Genomic DNA, 21,572 nt, shown 5'->3' with positions numbered 1-21,572 from the left:
CCGGGACCCGTCAACCGCGCACGAGTGCGTCAGCGCCTAGCCCAGTCCGAGAGCGAGCCCGGTGACCGCGCCCCAGACCAGCATGGTCACCCCGGTGCCTGCGAGCGCCGGGATCAGGGCCAGCCCCTGTCCGCCGGAGCGGACCGGGGCGTTGGCCTTGACCGCGAGCGGCAGGGCGATCAGTCCGACCAGCGCCCACGGGGTGCGGGCGAGGAGCACCAGCGTCACCACGAACGGCACCGCCAGCAGCACCAGGTGCAGGGTTCGGGTCTTTGCGTCGCCGAGCCGCACCGCGAGGGTGTTCTTTCCGGACTCGGTGTCGGTCGGGATGTCGCGGAGGTTGTTGGCCACCAGCACTGCGCTGGAGAACGACCCGACGGCGACTGCCGAGACCAGTCCGACCCAGTCCACCCGCTCGGCCTGCACGAACTGGGTGCCGCACACGGCCACCAGTCCGAAGAACACGAACACCGCGATCTCGCCCAACCCGCTGTACCCGTACGGGTTCCGGCCGCCGGTGTAGTACCAGGCGCCGAGGATGCAGGCCGCGCCCACCAGGATCAGCCACCAGGCGGAGGTCAGGGCCAGCACCACGCCGACCGCCGCGGCGACCCCGAAGCAGGCGAACGCGGCCCCCTTCACCACGGCCGGGGAGGCCAACCCGGACCCGACCAGTCGCAGCGGTCCCACCCGGTCGTCGTCGGTGCCTCGGATGCCGTCGGAGTAGTCGTTGGCGAAGTTGACGCCGACGATCAGCGCCATCGAGACCACCATTGCCAGCACGGCTTTCCACCACACGGCACCACCGATCGAGGCGGCCGCGCCGGTCCCGACCAGTACCGGGGCGATCGCGTTCGGCAGGGTGCGCGGGCGGGCACCTTCGATCCATTCGGAGACAGAAGCCATGCGTCGATCCTCGCACCCGCTCGCTCGGGTCACGGCACGGACCGTCGCTCGCCGGGTGCCCGGGCGCGGCGGGGCACTAGCATGGGCGCCGGTGAATCCGGATACGAGTGTCGCCGCGACCAGGTCGCCCGCAGGAGTCGAGGTGGCACTGCTGGGTGAGGTCTCCACGCGCCGCGACGGCGGTCTGGTTCCGCTGCCGGGCGCCCGGGCCCGCAGCCTGCTGGTGGCGCTGGCCCGTCGGCCGGGCCGCGCCCGGACCGCGCAGGCGCTGATCGAGGACGTCTGGGGCGAGGCCCCGCCGCGCTCGCCGAACAACGCGCTGCACACCCAGATCTCCCGGTTGCGGGCGGCACTGCCCGACGGCGCGATCGAGATGGGGCCCGCCGGCTATCGACTCGAGCTCACCCGAACCCAGGTCGACCTGACACTGGCCCGGGTGTGGGAACAGCAGGCGCAGCAGCAGCTCGCCGAGGGCGCACCCCGCGACGCGGTCGACACGGTTCGCCGGGCCATGGCCCTGTGGCGGGGCGAGCCCGCTGCGGACCTGCCCGACGGTGACCTGGCGCGCGACCTCGGTGTGGAGGCCGCCGCGCGCGCGGCGGCGCTGGCGGCGGTCGAACTGGCCGCGCTCGTGGCGGCGGGTGAACTGGGCGAGGCGCTGCCGCTGGCACGCGAGCGCGCCGAGCGTGCCCCGCTGGACGAGAACGCGCACGAACAGCTGATGACCGTGCTGCACCGGCTCGGCCGCACCGGTGACGCGCTGGATGTGTTCGCGGGTCTGCGCGGCAGGTTGGCGGACCGGCTCGGCGCCGACCCCGCACCGCGGCTGGTCGAGCTGAACAGGGCGGTGCTCACCGGTGAGTTGGGGACCCTCCCGGCGCGGCCGGTCCCGCCCGGTCCCGACGCCGAGGGCGGTCGGCCTGCCCCGACCGCCATCGGGTTGCGGGCCGCACCGAACCCGCTGCTCGGCCGCGACGCAGACCTGGCCGCGATCGAGGACCTGATGGCGACCGCGCGGGTCGTCACCGTGCTCGGGCCGGGCGGGACGGGCAAGACCCGGGTCGCGCACGCGCTCGGTTCACGTGCCGCGGAGCGGATTCCGGTGGCACTGATCGAGCTGGCCCCGCTGCGCAGCGGCGAGGACCTGGTCGCTGCGATCAGCGGCACGCTCGGGCTCAGCGAGGTGGAAGTCACGCCGGGTGCCGGGTTGGCGCGGGCCCGTCTGCACGACGCCCGAGACCGGCTTCGCGACGCGCTGTCGGCGCGGCCGTCGTTGCTGATCCTCGACAACTGCGAGCACCTCGTCGACGACGTCGCGGACGTGGTGGCCGACCTGGTGTCGGCCAGCGAGCACCTGACCGTGCTGGCCACCAGTCGGGCGCCGATGGCGATCACGGCGGAGTCGGTGTACCCGTTGCCGCCGTTGGTGATCGACGAGTCCGGATCGCCCGCCACCGAGCTGTTCCGCGCCCGTGCGCTGGCGGTCCGCCCGTCGGTACGGCTCGACCAGGTCGAGGTGGCCCAGCTGTGCCGGACCCTGGACGGGCTGCCACTGGCCATCGAGCTCGCGGCGGCCCGGGTGCGCACGATGAGCGTGCCCGAGATCAACGCCCGGCTCGTCGACCGGTTCGCGCTGCTGCGTTCCGGCGACCGGACCTCGCCGGAACGCCATCGCACGCTGCACGCGGTGATCGAGTGGAGCTGGAACCTGCTCGAACCCGACCAGCGGGCGGCGCTGCGTCGGTTGTGCCGGTTCCCGGCGGGTTTCACCCTCGACGGTGCCACCGCGGTGGCGCAGTGGGGCGAGGTCGCCGACGTCGCCGCGGCCCTCGAGGGCCTGGTGAACCAGTCGATGCTGTCCGTGGTGGAGGGCCCCGACTCGCTCGGTCTGCGCTACCACATGCTCGAGACGGTCCGTGAGTTCGGCGACGAGCAACTGGCGCGCGCGGACGAGGCGGACCAGGTGGCGGCGCGGACTTCGGCCTGGGCGGCGGAGTTCTGCTTGGCCGCGGTGCGCGAGTTTCTGAGTGGGGCACAGGTTTCCGTATCGCATCGAGTCGAGGCCGAGCACGACAACCTGCTCGCGGTGCTGCGGCACGCGCTGTCCGTCGGTGACGGGCGGACGGCCCTGACGGTGTTCCCGGTGCTCGGCGCGTTGTGGTCCTCGCGGGGTGCGCACTCGGAGGTGATCGCATTGGCGCCGAGGATCATCGACATCGACCCACGGGCCTACGGCCCCGAGCAGGTGCCGGGGAACTTCCTCGTGCTGACCTACCTGATGGCGGCTGCGCACATGGCGTTCGGTGGGGTCAGCAGGCAGCTGGCGGCGGCACGGTTCCTGCTGCGCCGGATCCTCGCGACGCGCACGGACATCGACCCGGCGCTGCGGCTGGACGGTTCGTTGATGGTCATGCCCGCGTCGGGAAAAGGGATGGCGCGCAGGCTCGCTCACGCGGTGCGGTCACCGGATCCGTCGACCCGGAGTGCGGCCTTCATGGCGCGGGCCAACCTGCGGGAGAACAACGGCGACCTGTACGGGTCGCGGGCGGACGGCCTGGCCGCGCTGGAACTCGCACGGGCCGGGGGTGACGTCTGGGGCCTGGCGATGGTGTGCCAGCACCTCGGCAGCCTGGCCGGTCAGTCCGCGCGCTACGGGGAAGCGGTCGGCTACTACCGGCAGGCCGCCGAGATCCTCTGGGACCTGCACGCATACGAGGAGAGCGCCACCCTGCGCAGCTACATCGGGGCCGCCCTGGTCGGTGCGGGACGGGTCGAGGAGGCCCGGCGCGAACTCGACGGCGCGCAGCCGCCGGGCGCCCCGGCCGGAGCGGCAGCGGAGTCCAGCGGCGCTGCGGCCGTTGGTGGAGCTGCGGCGTCCGGTGACCACCAGAGCGCTGCCTCGATCGCCGCAGCGCTGGCCGAGGCGGACCTCGCCGACGGCGCGGTCGACGCCGGCCTGAGCGGGTACCGCCGGGCCCTCGAGCTGGCGGGGTGGCCGGCGACGACGGACAGCCCCGATCCCTTCACCTTCATGGTGGCCGCCGCCGCGGTGGCGGCGCACGTGCTCGCCGGTCGCGCCGCGGAAATCACCGAACTGGTCGACCTGTGTGCGCGGCTGGTGGCGGAGCGCCTCGGGGCCGACGGCTATCCGGACCTGCCGCAGACCGGTGGGGTCGCGTGCGCGGTGGGCAGCTTCGACATCGCGACCGGGCGGGACCCGGAGGTGGGCCTGAGGTTGCTCGTCCTGTCCGCCAGAGTCGCTGCCCGTCAGGACTTCCCGTCCATGCAGCAGAGGCGGCACCTGGAGGCGGCACGCACGGCCCTCGGCGCGGAGCGGGTCGAGCGGGAGCTGTCCGCCGTCGCCCGGCTGCCCCGCCACGGCGCACGCGCCGAGATCCTGGAGCTGCTCGCCGCCCGCGGCTGACCGCGAGGAACGCGGCGCGGCCGGTGCCCACCAGGGCACCGGCCGCCGTGTTGCTAGGTCTTGCGCATGTACGTCCGGACGGTCAACGGCGCCATCACCGCGACGATGGCCGCGGCGCCGAGCAGGGCCCACACGACGTGGATGCCGAAGTGGCCGTCGTTGGCCAGTTCGCGCACCGCGGTCACCAGGTGCGAGACGGGGTTGATGCTCACGAAGGTCTGCATCCAGCCCGGCATGGTGTCGGCGGGCACGAACGCGTTGGACATGAAGGTCAGCGGGAACAGGACGAGCATCGAGATGCCCTGCACCGACGAGGCTTTGTTCATCAGCACTCCCATCAACGCGAAGATCCAGCTGATGGCGAAGGCGCACACCATCACCAGCAGTCCGGCCGCGACCACGCCGAGCACGCCGCCGCCGGGTCGGTAGCCCATGGCCATGCCCATCGCGAAGGTGATCGTGGTGGCGATGAGGTACCGGACCACGTCCGAGAGCAGCGCCCCCGCCAGCGGCGAGATGCGGCTGATGGGAAGGGACTTGAACCTGTCGAACACGCCCTTGTCCATGTCCTCGCGCAGCTGGGTGCCGGTGACGACGGACGCCGTGATCACCGTCTGGACCAGGATGCCGGGGATGATGATCGGCAGGTACGACGCCACGTCGCCGGAGATCGCGCCGCCGAAGATGTAGGTGAACATCACCGTGAAGATGACCGGCTGGATGACCACGTCGAAGAGCTGCTCGGGATTGTGCTTGAGCTTGACCAGGCCCCGGTACGCCATGGTCAGCGACTGCGACACGGACTGGCGCAGGCCGATCGACCGAACCGCGGGTGACGGTCCGGGACGGGTGGTGGGGCGGGCGCCGGCGGGGGACAGGGTGGCGGTCATGCGACGCTCCGTTCGGTGTCGGACTCGGCGGCGGAGTCGGTCTGGTCCGAGCCGTGTCCGGTGATGGTGAGGAAGACCTCGTCGAGGCTCGGCTTGCTGACCGTGATCTCGTCGACCGCGATGCCGTGCTCGCGCAACCGGATCAGCAGTTCGGGGGTGACGGAGGGATCGGTCAGCGGGGCGGTGAGCCGGCCCGCCTCGGGGGTGACGGCGACCTCGACCCCGAGCGACTCGGCGAGCAGCACCCTGGTCTGGTCCACGTGGGCCCGGTCGGCCAACTTGAGCTGCAGCGAGGACACACCGACCGAGGCCTTGAGCTCGTCGGCGGTGCCGTCGGCGATCACCCGGCCGTGGTCGATCACCGCGATCCGGTCGGCCAACTGGTCGGCCTCGTCCAGGTACTGGGTGGTCAGCAGGACCGTCGAGCCCTCGGCGACGAGGCGGCGGATGGTCTCCCACATCTGGGCGCGGGTACGCGGGTCCAGCCCGGTGGTCGGCTCGTCGAGGAACAGCAGCGGTGGGTGCGAGATCAGGCTGGCCGCCAGGTCCAGCCGCCTGCGCATGCCGCCGGAGAAGTACTTGAGCGCCTTGGTGGAGGCCTCGGTGAGGTCGAACTCCTCGAGCAGCTCCGTCGACTTGCGGCGGGCGTCAGCGCGGGAGAGCCCGAGCAGCCGGGAGAAGATCATCAGGTTCTCGGTGGCGGTCAGGTCCTCGTCCACCGAGGCATACTGGCCGGTGACGCCGACCAGCGAGCGGACGGCGGTGGGCTCGCGGACCACGTCGTGCCCGAACACCCGGGCCTCGCCCGCGTCGGGGCGCAGCAGGGTGGCGAGCATGCGGATGGTGGTGGTCTTGCCCGCGCCGTTCGGCCCGAGCACGCCGTAGACGGCGCCGGTGGGGACGGTGAGGCTGACGCCGTCGACCGCGGTGTGGTCGCCGAAGCGCTTGACCAGCCCGACCGCCTCGATGGCGGGGGGAGCGGAGAGGTTCATGGGTGTCCTTGCGTCGAAGAGTTACTTCGGTGTCGGGACCACTGTGCGGGGCGGGCCTTGCGCGGCGCTTGCGTCGCGCATGCGGCTGCTGTCGCGGGCGAGAACTCTCCGTTCAGCGTGCCGCGGGACCGCCGAACCTGGCGACGAGCGCCCTCCGGTCCACCTTGCCGGGGCCCCGCAGCGGCAGGGCGTCGACCAGGTGCAGCTCGCGCGGGGCGGCGGTGACGTCCAGCGTGGTCGCGACGTGGGCGCGCAGTTGTGCGAGCGTCGGCTCGCCGCCGGCGATCGGCACCACGACGGCCGTAACCCGTTGCCCCAGTCGCGGATCCGGCAGGCCGATCACCGCGCACTCGGCGACCCCGGGATGGCCGGCCAGCACGGCCTCGACCACCTGCGGGACCACGGTGAGGCCGCCGGTGGAGATGGCGTCGTCGAGCCGCCCGGTCACGGTCAGCACGCCGTCGGCGAGGGTGCCCGCGTCGTCGGTGCGGAACCAGCCGGGCTCGGCGAACGCGGGATGATCGGGCAGCCCGCGGTAGCCCGACGCCAGCATCGGCCCGCCGAGCAGCACCCGGCCGTCCTCGATCCGCACCCGTGCCCCGTCCAGCGGAACACCGTCGTACACGCAGCCGCCGCAGGTCTCGCTCATCCCGTAGGTGCGCACCACGGTGATGCCCGCGGCTTCGGCCCGGGCCCGCACGGGGGCCGGGGTGGCGGCGCCGCCGAGCAGCACGGCGTCGAGTTCGGCCAGTGCCTCGCACGCCTCGGGTACCTCGAGGGCCTTGATCAGCTGGGTGGGCACCAGCGAGGTGTACCGCCGTGGCCCGGCCATCCGCGCGACCGCGGCAGGCAGGGCGGCCGGATCGAAACCCCTTGTCACATCCATGATCACGGGCTCGGTTCCGGCGAGCACAGAGCGGGCGAGCACCTGCATCCCGGCGATGTGGTGCGCAGGCAGCGCCAGCAGCCACCCGCCCCGGCCGCCGATCCGCGCATGGGTGGCCGCACCGCTGGCTCGCAGTGCCGCCGCGCTCAGCAGGGCGCCCTTGGGGACGCCGGTGGATCCGGAGGTGGCCACCACCAGCGCGACGGACTCGTCGACAGGTTCGCCGGGGCGCAGGCTCTCGGTCAGGCGCGCGGTCTCGAGGGCGTCGTCGGCCGGTACCGGCAGCAGTGCGGGGCCGTTGCCGTCGAGCGCCCGGGCCAGTCGGGGGAGTGCCGAGGCGGCGGCGACACCGGCCGGGATCGGCAGGGTCTGCAGGACGGAACTCACGGTGCCCATGCTGCCAGAGGCACGGGCACGCCGGGTGCGGCTACGTGGACCCGCTCGCGGGATCCTCGAGCGGCCAGCCGCCCGCCGTCAGGTGCGCACTGACCCTCGCGATGTCGGACTCGAGGGGCATCTCGTCGGTGAGCCGGGTGATCAGCACCCCGATCCCGACCCGGTCGATGGGCTCCTGGCCCTGCTCGATCAGCGCCTCGGTCACCGCCACCACCTCCTCGTCGGAGAGCCGGCGGCACAGCAACGCGATCAGCGGGACGTAGTCCAGTTCCGGGACCCCGTTCGGGTAGCCCTGCCGCAGCCACCCGATGATCGAGGTGAGGAACTGCGGCCGATTCACGGACCGGCGTCCGGGGTGACGGCATCGGTGTCCGCCTCCGCGGCCGCTGCCACGTCCGCGTGCGATACGGCGGCCGCGTCGGCGACGGACGTCTCGTCGGGGCCGAACCCGGTGGCCAGGCGATGCTCGTCCGCCAGCGGCCAACCGGCCGCCGCGAGCACCCGGCCGACCCGGATGACGTCGACCTCGGAGGGGACGGTCCGGGTCAGATCGGCGATGTGGGAGGCGATCTCCGCCTCGGTAATGTGGGCGGCGGCCGCGTTCGGGTCGGCGAGTTCGGCGCGGGACTCCGTCAGCTCGACGGCGACCTCCGCGATCTGCTCGGCGGTCAGCTTGCGGGCCAGCAGCGCGACCAGGGGGATGCGGTCCTTGGGCGGGATGCCCTGTGGGTAGCCGGCCCGCAGCCACTTGACCACAGACATGGGGAAGGTCGGCTTGGCCGGGGTACTCACGGGAGGGCTTCCTCTCGAAATGCGGTGATCGGCGTCAGAACAGCTCGATACCGAAGGTGTGGTTCAGGAAATCGGACATCACGAACAGGATGCCGACGACGATCGCGATCACGATGATGGCAAAGCACGTCACGGCCGCGGCGACCGCGAGCGGTCGGCGGGTCACGGTGCCGTCGGCGGCGACCTCGGATCCGGCGGCCAGGGCGCGCAGGCCGAGAGCGAAGAGGGCGGGCAGGCCTGCGCCGAGCAGCAGCCCGACGAGGATGACCTGCCACAGCGAATTGGCGGTGGTGACGAGGAGATCCATGTCAGCTTCCTCGGGTGGCGGAGTCGGTCACGGACTCGGTGACGGAGTCGGGGACCGTGTCGGGGACGACCGGCGGTGCCGGGATGTCGGCGAAGTCGACGGCGGCCAGGTCGCCTGCGGCAAGACCGTCGGCAAGGTCGGTCTCGGCCTTGGTCGGGACCGCGCCCTCTTCCCAGTCGGCGTTGACGTTGCTCGGGTCCACCGGCTGCTTGCGCGAGTGCAGGAACATCCAGGCGGACAGGGCGATCAGGGCCACGAACACCACCAGCACGCCGGGCAGTCCGCCGATGTAGTGGGCGACGGCCCAGCAGGCGGCGCCCATGAGTGCCGCCGACGGCAGCGTGATCAGCCAGGCGACGCCCATCCGGGCGGCCACGCCCCAGCGCACCGCGGCACCGCGCCTGCCGACGCCGCTGCCCATGATCGAGCCCGTCGCGACGTGCGTGGTCGACAGGGGCAGGCCCAGGTGGCTCGAGGTGAGGATGATCGCGGCGGAGGACGCCTCGGCGGCCATGCCCTGCGGCGCGGCGATCTCCACCAGCCCCTTGCCGAGGGTGCGGATGACCCGCCAGCCGCCCAGGTAGGTGCCGAGCGCGATCGCCACGGCGCAGCTGGCCTTCACCCAGAACGGCATCGCGGTCTCGGCGGTGATGGTCCCGTGCGCGACCAGCGCCAGGAAGATCACGCCCATCGTCTTCTGCGCGTCGTTGGTGCCGTGCGCCAGCGAGACCAGTGACGCCGAGCCGACCTGGCCGAGTCGGAAGCCGGTGTTCTTCTGGTCGTCGGGGACGTTCGCGGTGATCCGGTAGATCAGCCAGGTGCCGACGGCCGCGATCAGGCCGGCCACCACGGGGGCCAGGATCGCGGGCACCACGACCTTGCTGAGCACGCCGTCCCACACCACCCCGTTCACGCCGAGCGAGGCGATCGCCGCGCCGATCAGGCCGCCGAACAGTGCGTGCGAGGAACTCGACGGGATGCCGAACAGCCAGGTGAGGAGGTTCCAGAGGATGCCGCCGACGAGTCCGGCGAAGACGATGATCAGCAGGGCCTCGCCGCTGACCGTGTCGAGGTTGACGACACCCTTGGCAACGGTGGCCGCGACTTCGACCGACAGGAACGCACCGACCAGGTTCAGGGTTGCCGAAAGCGCCACCGCGACCTTGGGTCGCAATGCCCCGGTGGCGATGGATGTAGCCATCGCGTTCCCGGTGTCATGGAAGCCGTTGGTGAAATCGAACCCGAGGGCAGTGACAACCACGACGAGAAGAACGATGAGTTCCGCGTTCACGGGCTCGATCCTCCGTTACGAGTCCGTAAAAGTCGAGCCAGCTTGCGCCGTTCGGCAGTGCGCTTCGGCACAGCGTTCGGTAGTCTCCTGGCCTTTTGTCGGCGCCCGGGCATCCGCGCCCGCCGCCCACTCCGGCGCACGTGTCGATCATCACAGGCCAATTCCCGTGTGCGCCATCTCACGGTGAGGTCTCACTCACCGGGAACGGGAGTTGGCCGGGGGTTTGCGATGACTACGTTTCCTGCATCGAGTGACGCAGAACACGTTGCCGCCCGTGTCGGGCACGAGCAAGGAGAGACCGAACGTGAAAAGAAAGAACACCGCCAAACTGCTGGCGGCGCTGGCCGTGTCGGCCACGCTGGTCTCGGGCTGCGCAACCGACCGTGGCGGCGACGTCGGCGTGCCGGTCGCGGGCGGTAGCGGAACGGGCACCGACTCGTCGTCGGCCTCGACCTCCGCGCAGAAGTTCGGCGACCTCGACTCGCCGTGCGGTGAGGGCGACGCGAAGGGCTCGACCGACCAGGGCGTCAGCGACACCGAGATCAAGATCGGTTTCGGTGACGATCGCGGTTACGTGAAGTCTCCGGGTCTGAACAAGGAGATGAGCGACGCGGTCAACGCCATGATCGACTGGTGCAATGAGCAGGGCGGCATCAACGGCCGCGAGGTCGTCGGCACCGACTACGACGCGGCAATGACGCAGGCCAACTCGGTCATGCAGGAGGCGTGCGCCAGCCAGTTCATGATGGTCGGCTACGGCTTCGCGATGGACCAGACCGCCGAGCAGACCCGGGTCGCCTGCAACATGGTGTCGGTTCCGGGCTTCACCGTCTCCCCGGACGCGGCCAACGGCCCGATGACCTACCAGGGCGTGCCCTTCCCGGTCGACTACGCAAACGGCTCGCAGTGGTTCCAGATGGCCGAGATGCACCCGGACCTGCTGAACGACTTCGACCTGATCAACAGCACCATGCCGACGATCATCTCCTCGACCACGAAGATCCGCTCGATCGCCGAGGCGGCTGGCTTCAAGCTCAAGAACTGCGGCGTCACCCTCAACTACGAGGGCGAGTCCAGCTACGTTCCGTTCGCCGAGAAGTACAAGGAGTGCGGCGTCAAGGGACTGTGGACCTCGCGCTCGGCCAGCCCGGGCGAGCTGAACTTCGTCAAGGCCCTCGACCAGGTCGGGATGGATCCGATCTTCTTCGGTGAGGCCACCTGGTACGGCCAGACCGTGTCCGACTGGAACAAGGACACCGGGCTGCTCGACAACCTCAACGCGGGCATGACCTTCCAGATGCTCGAGAACGCGGACAAGGTGCCCGCCGTCCAGAAGTACATCGACCTGGTCGAGGCAGGCGGCGGCAAGACGGCCCTGCTCGGCATGCAGGCGGCGTCGTCCTTCCTGCTGTGGGCCACCGCGGCGGACGAGTGCGGTTCCGACCTCACCCGTCAGTGCATGGTCAACGAGCTCGCGAAGGCCGACGACTGGACCGCAGGCGGCCTGCACGCGGCCACCGACCCGGGCAAGAACATGCCGGCCACCTGCGGCCTGATGACCTCGCTCAAGGGTGACGAGTACTCGCAGGCCTTCCCGGCCACCAGCGGCGAGTTCAAGTGCGACCCGAAGTACCTGGTCGCCACGGACCGCAGCACCTGGGGCACGGACCTCGGATCTGATCGGATCTCCACCAAGTTCCTGAACCCGAACCTGATCAAGCCGCAGTCCTGAGTCGACGACCGAGACCGGCGGCGCGCGGATCGCGCGCCGCCGGTCTCCCCAAGTAAGGGTTCATCCATGGACACTTTCGTGACCTTCACCATCCTGGGCCTGGTGCTCGGGTCGGTGTACGCGATCGCGGCCTCCGGGCTGGTGCTCACGTACAACACCTCGGGCATCTTCAACTTCGCGCACGGCGCCCAGGCGATGCTCGGCGCGTTCATCTACTGGCAGCTCCGGTACGGCTGGAACCTGCCGACGCCGGTCGCACTGCTGATCTGTCTCGTCCTCGTGGGCCCACTGATGGGTCTGGGGCTGTACCTGCTGATCATGAAGGGCCTCCGCGACACCGCCGAGGTCACGAAGATCGTCGTGACGGTATCGATCCTGCTCGGCATGCTCTCGGTCTCGCACTGGTTCTGGCATCCCGAGACCGCACGCACGATGCAGATGTTCTTCGGTGACCAGAGCAAGATCACGCTGTTCGGTGCGAGCATCCGCTACCACGAACTGATCTGCATCCTGGTCGCCATAGGCATCGCCGTCGGCCTGCGAATCCTCTTCACCCGCACCCGGGCCGGCGTCGCCATGCGCGGTGTCGTCGACGACCCCGAACTCCTCCGCCTCAACGGCCACGACCCCGAGCGGCTCGCGGCGCTGTCCTGGGCCATGGGCTCGACGCTCGCCGTGCTCGCCGGCATCCTGATCACCCCGATCAGCGGCGGCACCCTCGAAGCGAACATGCTCACGCTGCTGGTGATCGACGCCTTCGCGGCCGCCATGTTCGGGCGACTGCGCAGCATCCCCCGCACCTTCGTCGGTGCCGTGGTCCTCGGTCTGGCCGGCACCTACGTGCTGGCGTACTTCCCGACCAGTTGGAGCTGGACGTCGAACTTCCGCGTCTCGCTCCCGATGATCGCGCTGTTCGTCGTGCTCATCGTGCTGCCGCAGGACCGCCTGCGCGGCGCGGTCACCCGCACCCGCGAGCGCTACCACGTGCCGAGCGTGCGCAAGGCCGTGATCTGGGGTATCGCCCTGATCGTCATCGTCTACCTGCTGCGTCTGCTGATGGTGACGTCCGCGATCACCACGCTGACCATCGGCATGACGTTCGCGATCATCGCGCTCTCGCTCACCCTGCTCACGGGCTACGCCGGCGAGCTGAACCTCGCGCCGGTGTCCTTCGGTGCGATAGCCACGATCGTCGCGTTCCACTTCGGCATCACCGGCAGCGGGCTGGCGGCGCACCTGAACCTGTGGGGCATCGTCGTCGGCGTGCTCGTGACGGCCGTCATCGGTGGCCTGGTCGCGCTGCCCGCACTGCGACTGCGCGGGCTGTACCTCGCGTTGGCCACCATGGCATTCGGTGTGTTCCTCTCGAACATGGTGCTGCGCGACACCACCGAGCACGAGCTGTTCGGCATCCGGTACTCGCTGTTCAAGGACGGCAACATCGCGCTGCCGCCGCTCAAGGTCGGCCCGCTCGACCTGAGCAACGACACCGTGTTCCTGATGACGGCAACCGCGCTGTTCTCGGTCCTCGGTGTCGGCGTGGTCGCCCTGCGCAACAGCGGCTACGGCCGCCGTCTCGCGGCGATGAAGGACAGCCCGGCCGGATCGGCCATGCTCGGGCAGAGTCTGGTCCGACTCAAGCTCAGCGTCTTCATGATCTCCTCGGGGATCGCGGGCCTCGGCGGCATCCTGATGTCGAGCGCGATGGGCTCGGTCTCGGGTGAGAACTTCGCCATCATGGCCAGCCTGTCGCTGGTGATGCTCACCGTCGTGGCCGGCATCGGGTACGTCTCGGGCGCACTGTTCGGCGGACTGATGGCAGGCATCGGCTTCGCGGTCATCATGGTGTCCTTCACCAACCTGGCGTCCGCGCAGCCCGAGCTCGAGGGAATGTGGTTGCTGCTGGGCAACATCGCCGCGGTCAGCCCCGCGCTGATCGGTATCGGTGTCGGCGCCAACCCCAGTGGCAGCATCTACACGGTCGTCGAGGGCTACCGCCGACTGGCGAACGCGAAGCCGGTGTTGATCGGCGGCGCCGCGGTGGTCGTCCTCACCTACGTCCTCGCCCTCACCGGAGTCCTCGGCAACTGGTGGTTCGCATCCATCACGATCGCCGTGGTCTTCATGCTGCCGGTCATCGGCGAGATGGTGATGCCGCGTGCGGTCCTGACGCCGGCGGAACTGGCGGCCAGGGAAACCGTCGCACCCGAGTCCATCGGCGTCGACGTGCCCTACAGCCCCGAGATTCGCGACGAACTCGATCGCGAGTTGGGCATTCCCCAGTACCGGTCCGCGGCCACCGCGGCACCGGCGAAGGAGTTGATCGTCAATGGCTGAGTCACCGCTGCTGGAAACCAGTGGCGTCACGGTCCGTTTCGGCGGACACGTCGCCGTCAAGGACGTCTCGCTGACCGTCCAGCCGGGCCGGATCACCGGACTCATCGGTCCGAACGGCGCAGGCAAGACCACCCTGTTCAACACCATCACCGGCCTGCAGAAGCCGACGGCGGGGCAGGTGTTCCTGGACGGCGTCGACGTCACCAGGCTGGCTCCGCACAAGCGGGCAGGCAAGGGTCTGGCGCGCACGTTCCAGCGGTTGGAACTGTTCGTCTCCCTCTCGGTCCGCGACAACCTGCGGGTCGCCGGTGACATCCACAAGGCCAACGGCCGGAACAAGATCGACGTCGATGCCGAGACGGATCGACTCCTCGAGCTGACCGGCCTGACCGACGTGGCGGACAAGGACGTCTCCGACATCCCGACCGGTCGGGCCCGGGTGGTCGAGGTGGCGCGCGCCCTGATGACCAACCCGCGGGTACTCCTGCTCGACGAACCGGCGTCCGGGCAGACCGAGCAGGAGACCGAGGTCTTCGCCGAGATGCTGACCGGACTCGCGGCCGACGGGCTGGGAATCTGCCTGGTGGAGCACGACATCCCGCTCGTGATGAAGGTGTGCTCGACGATTCACGTGCTCGACTACGGCGCGGTGCTGGCCTCGGGGGACCCGGAGAAGATCCGGACCGATCCCGAGGTGATCGCCGCGTACATCGGCACCGAGGAGGAGGCGGTATGAGCGTGGCGACAATCGAGGAGAGGCCGGACAACGCGCCGCGCGACGAGCCGTTGCTCGAACTGTCGGGTGTGCGTGCCGGGTACGGATCGATCGAGGTACTGCACGGCGTGGACCTGGTGCTCGCGCCGGGCGCCGTGGTGGCACTGCTCGGACCGAACGGCGGCGGCAAGACGTCCACCCTGAAGATCTGTTCGGGCGTGCTGCCGGTCACCCGGGGCGAATTCAAGCTCGCGGGACGGGTCGTCAACGGCGCCTCGGCGTCGGACCTGGCCAGGCTCGGAGTCTGCTCGATCCCGGAGGGCCGCGGGATCTTCGCGAACCTCACGGTGCGTGAGAACCTCTGGATCGCCACGGGGACCGGAGTCTCGCTGGCCGAACTCGAGGAAGTGGCCTACACCCGGTTCCCCATCCTGGGGGAGCGGCGCGGTCAGTTGGCGGGCTCGATGTCCGGGGGCGAGCAGCAGATGCTGGCGCTGTCCCGGGCACTCGGGACCGATCCGACGGTACTGCTGCTCGACGAGCTGTCCATGGGCCTGGCGCCCCGGATCGTCTCGCAGATGTACGACGTCGTGGGACAGCTCGCCGCGGAGGGAATTTCCATCCTGGTGGCCGAGCAGTTCGCCAGGGCGGTTCTGCCGATCGCTACGTCTGCCGCGTTGATGTTGCAGGGCCGAGTGGTGCGCACCGGCGACCCGATCGACATCGAACGTGAACTATCTACCAGCTATCTAGGAGGATGACGATGACCACTCACGCAGCCGAGCGCCGTGACCAGTTCAAGAAGGACGTTGGCGGGCTCGATCTCGACACGGGCAAGTCCGGTTCGGACGCCAAGGTGCGGATCACCGGGCTGGCGCTGATGATCGTCGGTACCGCGGCGGCCTTCATCACCTACATCTCGTCGCTGACGCAGGCGGACCTGCGCAACATCGCGTCCTACCAGATCCTCGCGACCGCGTTCCTCGCGCTGACCGTGATCGGTGCGGCGCTGTACCTGGCCGGCGCGGTGTCCAAGGTGCTGCGGCTGTGGCTGGTGCGCCAGCTGCTCGAGGGCCAGGCGCACACCGACCAGATCGCCGAGGCGCTCAAGGGGTAGGTACTGCCGGACCGCACGACTCGCCGGGCGCGCCGCCGGTACCACCAGGTTCCGGTCGCGCGTCCGGCTTTTCGCTGCCGTCCGCCGGTATGGCGCTTAGGCTGAGGGCGCGGCGTTGTTCGTGTCGGCGCCGCCGGGCGCGCTGCTCCCCGGCCGCGGGCCACTCGGACCCGACCGGAGGCACCGTGACCGCGCATCCTTCAATCCGCAGAGACGTCCTCATGCCCGCCTACACGGGCAGGCTGGCCACCGAACCGATTCCCGCACTGCGGCTGCCGGACGACGAGATGGATCCGCAGGCCGCCTACCGTTTCATCCACGACGAGCTGATGCTCGACGGCAGCTCCCGGCTCAATCTGGCCACCTTCGTGACCACCTGGATGGACCCCGAGGCCGAGAAGTTGATGGCCGAGACGTTCGACAAGAACATGATCGACAAGGACGAGTACCCGGCGACCGCCGCGATCGAGGCGCGGTGCGTGGCAATGGTCGCGGCCCTGTTCAACGCGCCCGACCTCTCGGAGACCGACCCGAGTTCGGCCACCGGGGTGTCCACCATCGGGTCCAGCGAGGCGGTGATGCTCGCCGGCCTGGCCCTCAAGTGGCGGTGGCGGGCGGCGCGGCAGGCCGCGGGCAAGGATGCGAGTCGGCCGAAACTGTTGATGGGCAGCAATGTTCAGGTGGTGTGGGAGAAGTTCTGCCGCTACTTCGAGGTGGAGCCGCAGTACCTGCCGATGGCGCCGGGCCGCTACTCGATCACCCCGGAACAGGTACGCGATGCCGTCGACGAGAACACCATCGGCGTGGTCGCGATCCTCGGGACCACGTTCACCGGGGAGTTCGAGCCGGTCGAGGCGATCGCGGCGACCCTCGACGAGCTGGCCGCGGCGGGCGGTCCGGACGTGCCGCTGCACGTCGATGCGGCCAGCGGCGGCTTCGTGGCCCCGTTCATCCACACCGACCTGAAGTGGGACTTCCGCCTCCCGCGGGTGGTGTCGATCAACGTCAGCGGGCACAAGTACGGACTGACCTATCCGGGGATCGGCTTCGTGGTCTGGCGCGGCCGCGAGGAGCTGCCGGAGGAGCTGGTGTTCCGGGTCAACTACCTGGGCGGGGACATGCCGACGTTCACCCTGAACTTCTCCCGGCCCGGCAACCAGGTGGTCGGCCAGTACTACAACTTCCTGCGGCTCGGCCGTGCGGGCTACACCGCGATCATGGAGGCGCTGCGCGCGACGGCGGAGACGATCGCCGGTCGGATCGCGAAGATCGAGGGCGTCCGGGTGATCACCGACGGCAGCGCGATCCCGGTGCTGGCCTTCGAGCTGACCGGCGACCCGGGGTTCACCGTCTTCGACGTCTCCCACGAACTGCGGGCCCGGGGTTGGCAGGTGCCGGCCTACACGATGCCTGCGGACGCGGAAGACGTTGCGGTGCTTCGTGTCGTGGTCCGGGAGGGATTCAGTGCGGACCTGGGGCATGCCATGTGTGACGACCTCGAGACGGTGTGCGCGCAGCTACGCGAACGGGGCACCGGCGGTCACTCCCACGAACAGCACTTCGCGCACTGACCCGGGACTGCGCCGCCCGGAACCGTGAGCGTCAGCGGGTGTCGCGGCGCAGCGGGTGGTCCTCGGGAACCTGCACCAGGACGATCGGGACGCCGTCCGGGTCGGCGAGCCACATCTCGTGCAGGCCCCAGGGCTCGCGCTGCGCGTCGCGCACGAGCGGGACGCCGCCCGCGACCAGTCCCGACCGTGCCTGCTCCAGGTCGCGGACCTGTAGCCACAGCGCGCCGTGGAAGTGGGACGGCCCGCCCGCGGCGCCGTGCGCGGCGACCTCGATCATCGACTGCCCGGCGTAGAACACCGTGCCGCCCGGGTACTCGCGCGCGATCGCCAGACCGAGAGTGTCTCGATAGAACGCCAGCGTCGTCGGGTAGTCCGCCGGTCGCAGGATCACCCGGCTGCTCAGAATCTCCACTGTCAGACCTCCTCGGGCTTCGTCGCCTCGTGGCCGGGCCGTCCGCGGCTGCGGCGGGCCGGTACCCAGAGTGCGCTCGGTACCCAGTGTGCCCCACACGGCCACGGTCGCGGTGGAAGCTCTCGCGCCCCGAAGGTTGGTCGGCGGCACGGGCATTGGCGCCTCGCCGGGGAATCCGGTGTGCGTTTCCATTGGACGGGACGACCGGCCGCCGGGGCGTCGTCACCGGCCTACTGTTCGGGCACCGAGATCGCCGGCCAGCCCGAGAGGACCCTCGAACATGAGCACTGCCCCGATCCGCCCGGTCGCCGCCGCGGACATCGTCTCCTGGGACTACGAGGCCGACGTGGTCGTCGCCGGCTACGGCATCGCGGGCGTCAGCGCCGCCATCGCCGCGGCCGACGCCGGTGCCGAGGTGCTGGTGCTCGAGCGGACCGGCGGCTGGGGTGGCGCGGCCGCGCTGGCCGGCGGCTTCGTCTACCTGGGCGGTGGCACCGCCGTCCAGCAGTCCTGTGGCTTCACCGACTCCGTCGACGACATGAGGACGTTCCTGACCGCCGCGCTGGGGCCGGGCGTCGACGCGGCCAAGCTCGACGACTACTGCGAGGGCAGCGTCGCGCACTTCGACTGGCTGGTCGAGTGCGGGGTTCCGTTCAAGCACACCTTCTGGGGCGAGCCCGGCTGGGAGCCGCCCGCCGACGACGGCCTGCAGTACACCGGCGGCGAGAACTCCGCCCCGTTCAACACCCTCGCCGCCCCCGCGCCCCGCGGGCACGTCCCGCAGATGGACAACAAGAAGAGCGGCGAGAAGGGCGGCGGCTACATGCTGATGAAGCCGCTGTCCGAGAAGGCCACCTCGCTCGGCGTCCGGGCCGAGTACGACATGCGGGTGCAGACGCTCGTCACCGACGCCGACGGCCGGGTCGTCGGCGTCATCGCCCGGCAGTACGGCAACGAGGTGACGGTGCGGGCCCGCCGCGGCGTCGTCCTCGCGACCGGCAGCTTCGCCTACAACCAGGACATGATTGAGGCGTACGTGCCGCGGCTGATCGGGCGTCCCGCGGCCTCGATCGAGGAGCACGACGGGGCGTCGATCCGGATGGCCCAGGCGCTCGGCGCGGACCTGGCGCACATGGACGCCAGCGAGGTCGCGTTCTTCTGCGACCCACAGCTGTTCGTGCGCGGCATCCTGGTCAACGGCCGCGGTCAGCGTTACGTCCCGGAGGACACCTACCCGGGCCGGGTCGGTCAGCTGACCCTGCTGCAGAACGACAACCAGGCGTTCCTGGTGATCGACGAGGCCGCCTACGAGGAGGGCATGGCCGCGCCGACCGCGACCGAGCAGCTGCGCCGCACGCCGACCTGGGTCTGCGAGACGGTCGAGGAGCTCGAGGCCGAGATGGGGCTGCCCGCGGGCGCGCTGACCTCCACCGTGGAGACCTACAACCGGCACGCCGTGAACGGCGTCGACCCGTTGCTGGGCAAGAAGCCGGAGTGGGTCAGGCCGATCGGCAGCCCGGTCGCCGCGATCGACCTGCGCGGCATGACCGGCGGGTTCACGCTCGGCGGGCTGCGGACCTCCGTACACTCAGAGGTGCTGCATGTGACGGGTGAGCCGATTCCGGGACTCTATGCCGCCGGCCGATGCACCTCGGGCCTCTCGGCCTGGGGTTACTGCAGCGGGATCTCGCTCGGCGACGGCAGTTTCTTCGGCCGACGGGCCGGTGCCGCCGCCGCCGAAGGCTGACCCGGCCTGGACAGTGGCCTCGATCACTGCTAGAAAGAGAATGAATTCTAGTTTTGACGGGCTCGGGCGGCCGGGCGGAGACCACAGGGGCGTGCAGCGATGACGGTTGTCGACATGGATGCGCACAGGGCCGACGCGCAGCAGTCCTGCGGTACGCCGCGGCGCCCGGCGCGGGAGTCGATGCTCGAGCGGATGACGTTCATCATCGACGCCTTCGACGACCCCAACGAGGAGCTCACGCTCGAGGCGGTCACCGTCCGCGCAGGCCTGCCCCGGTCCACCACCCACCGGATCATCGCGGAGCTCGTCGACCTGGGCTGGCTGGCCCGGTCCGGTCGTGGCTACGCGCTCGGCACCCGCGCGCTGGGCGCACTCGGGCCCGAGGCCGCGCATGCCCGCATCCGGATCGCGGCCAGCGACATCGTGCAGGAGCTCTACCTGCGGACCGGCATGGTCGTGCATCTCGGCGTGCTCGACGGCGCCCACGAGTACTTCCTGGACAAGGTCGGAGGCCCCTTCTCGCGGGCCCTGCGGTCCCGGGTCGGCTCCCGGCTGGCCGCGTACCGCGGCACCGGCGGCCGGTCGATGCTGGCGCTGCTCACGCCCGAGCGGGTGGACCAGCTCGTCGGGGACGAGCTCGCCCGTGCCGGCGGCCACGGCGAGTGGACGCTCCACCGCCTGCACGGCGAACTCAATCGCATTCGGGGCGCGCACGGCGTGGCCTTCGAGCCGGGTGAGAACTACTCCGGCATCGGCGCGGGCGGCATCGGCAGCCTCGCCGCCGCGGTCCGGACCAGCGACGGCACCGTGGTCTCGCTGTGCGTCGCGGGGGAGGCCCGCAAGGTTCAGCTCGGTCGGGTCGCGCCGCTGGTGCGCGACGCAGGCATCCAGTTGTCCCGGGCGCTCTGACGCCGGTCGGCGGGACGGCTCCGCGCCGGTTCGGCGGTCCGGGCCGCGATGCCCGGTGCGACAGCTGACGGTCGACGAGGTCGGCGGTGGCCGCGCGGCTGCGGAGCCACCGCCCGCCTCGGTCGGGTGAACTCCGGGCTCAGAAGTACCAGGGGTAGGGCGACCAGTCGGGATCGCGCTTCTGAAGGAACGAGTCCCGGCCCTCGACGGCCTCGTCCGTCATGTACGCCATTCGAGTCGCCTCACCGGCGAACAGCTGCTGACCCACCAGGCCGTCGTCCTGCAGGTTGAACGCGTACTTGAGCATGCGCTGGGCCTGCGGGGACTTGCCGTTGATCGTGGCGGCCCACTCGATCGCGACGTTCTCGAGTTCGGCGTGGTCGACGACCTTGTTGACCGCGCCCATCCGGTGCATCTCCTCGGCGGTGTACGTCTCGCCGAGGAAGAAGATCTCGCGGGCGAACTTCTGGCCCACCATCTTCGCCAGGTACGCGCTCCCGTAGCCGCCGTCGAAGCTGCCCACGTCGGCGTCGGTCTGCTTGAACCGCGCGTGCTCGCGGCTGGCCAGGGTCAGGTCGCAGACCACGTGCAGGGAGTGTCCGCCGCCGGCCGCCCAGCCGTTGACCAGGCAGATCACCACCTTCGGCATGAACCGGATCAGGCGCTGCACCTCGAGGATGTGCAGCCGGCCTGCCCGGGCCCTGTCCACGGTGTCCGCGGTCTCGCCCGCGCGGCCGGTGGTCGCATCCTGCTCCGTGTACTGGTAGCCGCTGCGGCCGCGGATGCGCTGGTCGCCGCCCGAGCAGAACGCCCAGCCGCCGTCCTTCTCGCTGGGACCGTTGCCCGTCAGCAGCACCGCGCCGACGTCCGAGGTCATCCGGGCGTGGTCGAGGGCGGCGAAGAGTTCGTCGACGGTGTGCGGGCGGAAGGCGTTGCGCACCTCGGGGCGGTCGAAGGCGATGCGCACCGTGCCGTCCGTGACGTGTCGGTGATAGGTGATGTCCGTGAGGTTCTCGAACCCGGGGACCGGACGCCACAACTGCGGATTGAAGGTCACGAGGGTCAAGGATATGCCCACCCGTCGTGGCCGTGGCCGCACGGCTGTACGACCCCGCCCGAGTCGCTGCGACGTCGCCGGGCTTACCGTG

General features: G+C 70.4%; 19 protein-coding genes. 9 read left to right on the top strand and 10 right to left on the bottom strand.

Translation table 11 applies throughout. The features are described from left to right. Positions 1-36: 36 nt before the first annotated feature. A complete protein-coding gene (locus ACFO6S_RS15525; protein ID WP_378418445.1) occupies positions 37-906 on the bottom strand; it encodes a 1,4-dihydroxy-2-naphthoate polyprenyltransferase in 870 nt (289 codons plus the stop codon). Positions 907-1,048: 142 nt separating this feature from the next. On the opposite strand from ACFO6S_RS15525, the gene ACFO6S_RS15520 reads away from it, so the two are divergent. Continuing rightward, entirely contained in the window at positions 1,049-4,330 is a 3,282-nt protein-coding gene (locus ACFO6S_RS15520) for a BTAD domain-containing putative transcriptional regulator (RefSeq protein ID WP_378418443.1), read from the top strand. 53 nt (positions 4,331-4,383) lie between these two features. Here the strand turns inward: ACFO6S_RS15520 and ACFO6S_RS15515 are convergent, their stop codons facing one another. From ACFO6S_RS15515 to ACFO6S_RS15485, 7 genes are all read right to left on the bottom strand, one after another. Beyond that, entirely contained in the window at positions 4,384-5,220 is an 837-nt protein-coding gene (locus ACFO6S_RS15515) for an ABC transporter permease (RefSeq protein ID WP_378418441.1), read from the bottom strand. After that, positions 5,217-6,212 (bottom strand): ATP-binding cassette domain-containing protein, encoded by a 996-nt coding sequence (locus ACFO6S_RS15510; protein WP_378418439.1) that lies wholly within the window; start codon positions 6,210-6,212, stop codon positions 5,217-5,219. The genes ACFO6S_RS15515 and ACFO6S_RS15510 overlap by 4 nt, the downstream gene beginning before the upstream one ends. A gap of 112 nt (positions 6,213-6,324) precedes the next feature. Continuing rightward, positions 6,325-7,485 (bottom strand): o-succinylbenzoate--CoA ligase, encoded by a 1,161-nt coding sequence (gene menE / locus ACFO6S_RS15505; RefSeq protein WP_378418437.1) that lies wholly within the window; start codon positions 7,483-7,485, stop codon positions 6,325-6,327. A gap of 40 nt (positions 7,486-7,525) precedes the next feature. Beyond that, complete coding sequence (locus tag ACFO6S_RS15500; protein WP_378418435.1) at positions 7,526-7,834, bottom strand: DUF3349 domain-containing protein; 309 nt, start codon at positions 7,832-7,834, stop codon at positions 7,526-7,528. After that, on the bottom strand, positions 7,831-8,286 hold the full coding sequence (locus ACFO6S_RS15495) for a DUF3349 domain-containing protein (RefSeq protein WP_378418434.1): 456 nt from the start codon (positions 8,284-8,286) through the stop codon (positions 7,831-7,833). The genes ACFO6S_RS15500 and ACFO6S_RS15495 overlap by 4 nt, the downstream gene beginning before the upstream one ends. Positions 8,287-8,320: 34 nt before the next feature. Further along, positions 8,321-8,593: a hypothetical protein gene (locus tag ACFO6S_RS15490; RefSeq protein ID WP_378418432.1), complete on the bottom strand. Its 273-nt coding sequence runs from the start codon at positions 8,591-8,593 to the stop codon at positions 8,321-8,323. A gap of 1 nt (position 8,594) precedes the next feature. After that, positions 8,595-9,884 (bottom strand): inorganic phosphate transporter, encoded by a 1,290-nt coding sequence (locus ACFO6S_RS15485; RefSeq protein ID WP_378418430.1) that lies wholly within the window; start codon positions 9,882-9,884, stop codon positions 8,595-8,597. Between the two features lie 304 nt (positions 9,885-10,188). On the opposite strand from ACFO6S_RS15485, the gene ACFO6S_RS15480 reads away from it, so the two are divergent. The 6 genes from ACFO6S_RS15480 to ACFO6S_RS15455 all read left to right on the top strand — a co-directional run bounded on the left by ACFO6S_RS15480 (position 10,189) and on the right by ACFO6S_RS15455 (position 17,356). Beyond that, positions 10,189-11,616, top strand: coding sequence for an ABC transporter substrate-binding protein (locus tag ACFO6S_RS15480; RefSeq protein WP_378418429.1), 1,428 nt, complete (start codon positions 10,189-10,191; stop codon positions 11,614-11,616). 66 nt (positions 11,617-11,682) lie between these two features. Next, positions 11,683-13,953 carry an ABC transporter permease gene (locus ACFO6S_RS15475; protein WP_378418427.1) on the top strand — a complete coding sequence of 757 codons (2,271 nt, stop codon included), beginning with the start codon at positions 11,683-11,685 and terminating at the stop codon, positions 13,951-13,953. Beyond that, the gene (locus ACFO6S_RS15470; RefSeq protein WP_378418425.1) at positions 13,946-14,689 is read left to right on the top strand and encodes an ABC transporter ATP-binding protein; all 744 of its coding nucleotides are present in this window, start codon (positions 13,946-13,948) and stop codon (positions 14,687-14,689) included. Before ACFO6S_RS15475 ends, ACFO6S_RS15470 begins: the two co-directional genes overlap by 8 nt. Further along, positions 14,686-15,429 (top strand): ABC transporter ATP-binding protein, encoded by a 744-nt coding sequence (locus ACFO6S_RS15465; RefSeq protein ID WP_378418423.1) that lies wholly within the window; start codon positions 14,686-14,688, stop codon positions 15,427-15,429. Before ACFO6S_RS15470 ends, ACFO6S_RS15465 begins: the two co-directional genes overlap by 4 nt. Positions 15,430-15,431: 2 nt before the next feature. Continuing rightward, positions 15,432-15,785 carry a hypothetical protein gene (locus tag ACFO6S_RS15460; RefSeq protein WP_378418421.1) on the top strand — a complete coding sequence of 118 codons (354 nt, stop codon included), beginning with the start codon at positions 15,432-15,434 and terminating at the stop codon, positions 15,783-15,785. 221 nt (positions 15,786-16,006) lie between these two features. Beyond that, positions 16,007-17,356 carry a glutamate decarboxylase gene (locus ACFO6S_RS15455; protein ID WP_378418420.1) on the top strand — a complete coding sequence of 450 codons (1,350 nt, stop codon included), beginning with the start codon at positions 16,007-16,009 and terminating at the stop codon, positions 17,354-17,356. A 31-nt stretch (positions 17,357-17,387) separates the two neighbouring features. On the opposite strand, the gene ACFO6S_RS15450 is transcribed toward ACFO6S_RS15455, so the two are convergent. Continuing rightward, positions 17,388-17,768, bottom strand: a complete 381-nt coding sequence (locus tag ACFO6S_RS15450; RefSeq protein WP_378418418.1) for a VOC family protein — start codon at positions 17,766-17,768, stop codon at positions 17,388-17,390. A gap of 280 nt (positions 17,769-18,048) precedes the next feature. Between ACFO6S_RS15450 and ACFO6S_RS15445 the strand changes: the two genes are divergently transcribed. Beyond that, positions 18,049-19,515, top strand: coding sequence for an FAD-dependent oxidoreductase (locus tag ACFO6S_RS15445; RefSeq protein WP_378418416.1), 1,467 nt, complete (start codon positions 18,049-18,051; stop codon positions 19,513-19,515). Positions 19,516-19,629: 114 nt separating this feature from the next. Then, complete coding sequence (locus ACFO6S_RS15440; RefSeq protein WP_378418414.1) at positions 19,630-20,424, top strand: IclR family transcriptional regulator; 795 nt, start codon at positions 19,630-19,632, stop codon at positions 20,422-20,424. Between the two features lie 139 nt (positions 20,425-20,563). Here the strand turns inward: ACFO6S_RS15440 and ACFO6S_RS15435 are convergent, their stop codons facing one another. Next, positions 20,564-21,481, bottom strand: a complete 918-nt coding sequence (locus ACFO6S_RS15435) for a 1,4-dihydroxy-2-naphthoyl-CoA synthase (protein ID WP_378418412.1) — start codon at positions 21,479-21,481, stop codon at positions 20,564-20,566. Positions 21,482-21,572 lie beyond the last annotated feature (91 nt).

This window comes from Rhodococcus kronopolitis (assembly GCF_042654025.1).
Taxonomy (GTDB): domain Bacteria; phylum Actinomycetota; class Actinomycetes; order Mycobacteriales; family Mycobacteriaceae; genus Rhodococcus_G; species Rhodococcus_G kronopolitis.
Note: the sequence above shows the minus strand (reverse complement) of the source record. Positions and strands in the feature narration are given on the sequence as shown.

Bases quoted from the DNA above. Each gene is read 5' to 3' on its own strand.
- ACFO6S_RS15525 (WP_378418445.1), bottom strand. From the start codon at position 906: ATGGCTTCTGTCTCCGAATGGATCGAAGGTGCCCGCCCGCGCACCCTG.
- ACFO6S_RS15515 (WP_378418441.1), bottom strand. From the start codon at position 5,220: ATGACCGCCACCCTGTCCCCCGCCGGCGCCCGCCCCACCACCCGTCCC.
- ACFO6S_RS15510 (WP_378418439.1), bottom strand. From the start codon at position 6,212: ATGAACCTCTCCGCTCCCCCCGCCATCGAGGCGGTCGGGCTGGTCAAG.
- ACFO6S_RS15490 (WP_378418432.1), bottom strand. From the start codon at position 8,593: ATGGATCTCCTCGTCACCACCGCCAATTCGCTGTGGCAGGTCATCCTC.
- ACFO6S_RS15475 (WP_378418427.1), top strand. From the start codon at position 11,683: ATGGACACTTTCGTGACCTTCACCATCCTGGGCCTGGTGCTCGGGTCG.
- ACFO6S_RS15470 (WP_378418425.1), top strand. From the start codon at position 13,946: ATGGCTGAGTCACCGCTGCTGGAAACCAGTGGCGTCACGGTCCGTTTC.
- ACFO6S_RS15465 (WP_378418423.1), top strand. From the start codon at position 14,686: ATGAGCGTGGCGACAATCGAGGAGAGGCCGGACAACGCGCCGCGCGAC.
- ACFO6S_RS15460 (WP_378418421.1), top strand. From the start codon at position 15,432: ATGACCACTCACGCAGCCGAGCGCCGTGACCAGTTCAAGAAGGACGTT.
- ACFO6S_RS15455 (WP_378418420.1), top strand. From the start codon at position 16,007: ATGCCCGCCTACACGGGCAGGCTGGCCACCGAACCGATTCCCGCACTG.
- ACFO6S_RS15445 (WP_378418416.1), top strand. From the start codon at position 18,049: ATGAGCACTGCCCCGATCCGCCCGGTCGCCGCCGCGGACATCGTCTCC.
- ACFO6S_RS15440 (WP_378418414.1), top strand. From the start codon at position 19,630: ATGGATGCGCACAGGGCCGACGCGCAGCAGTCCTGCGGTACGCCGCGG.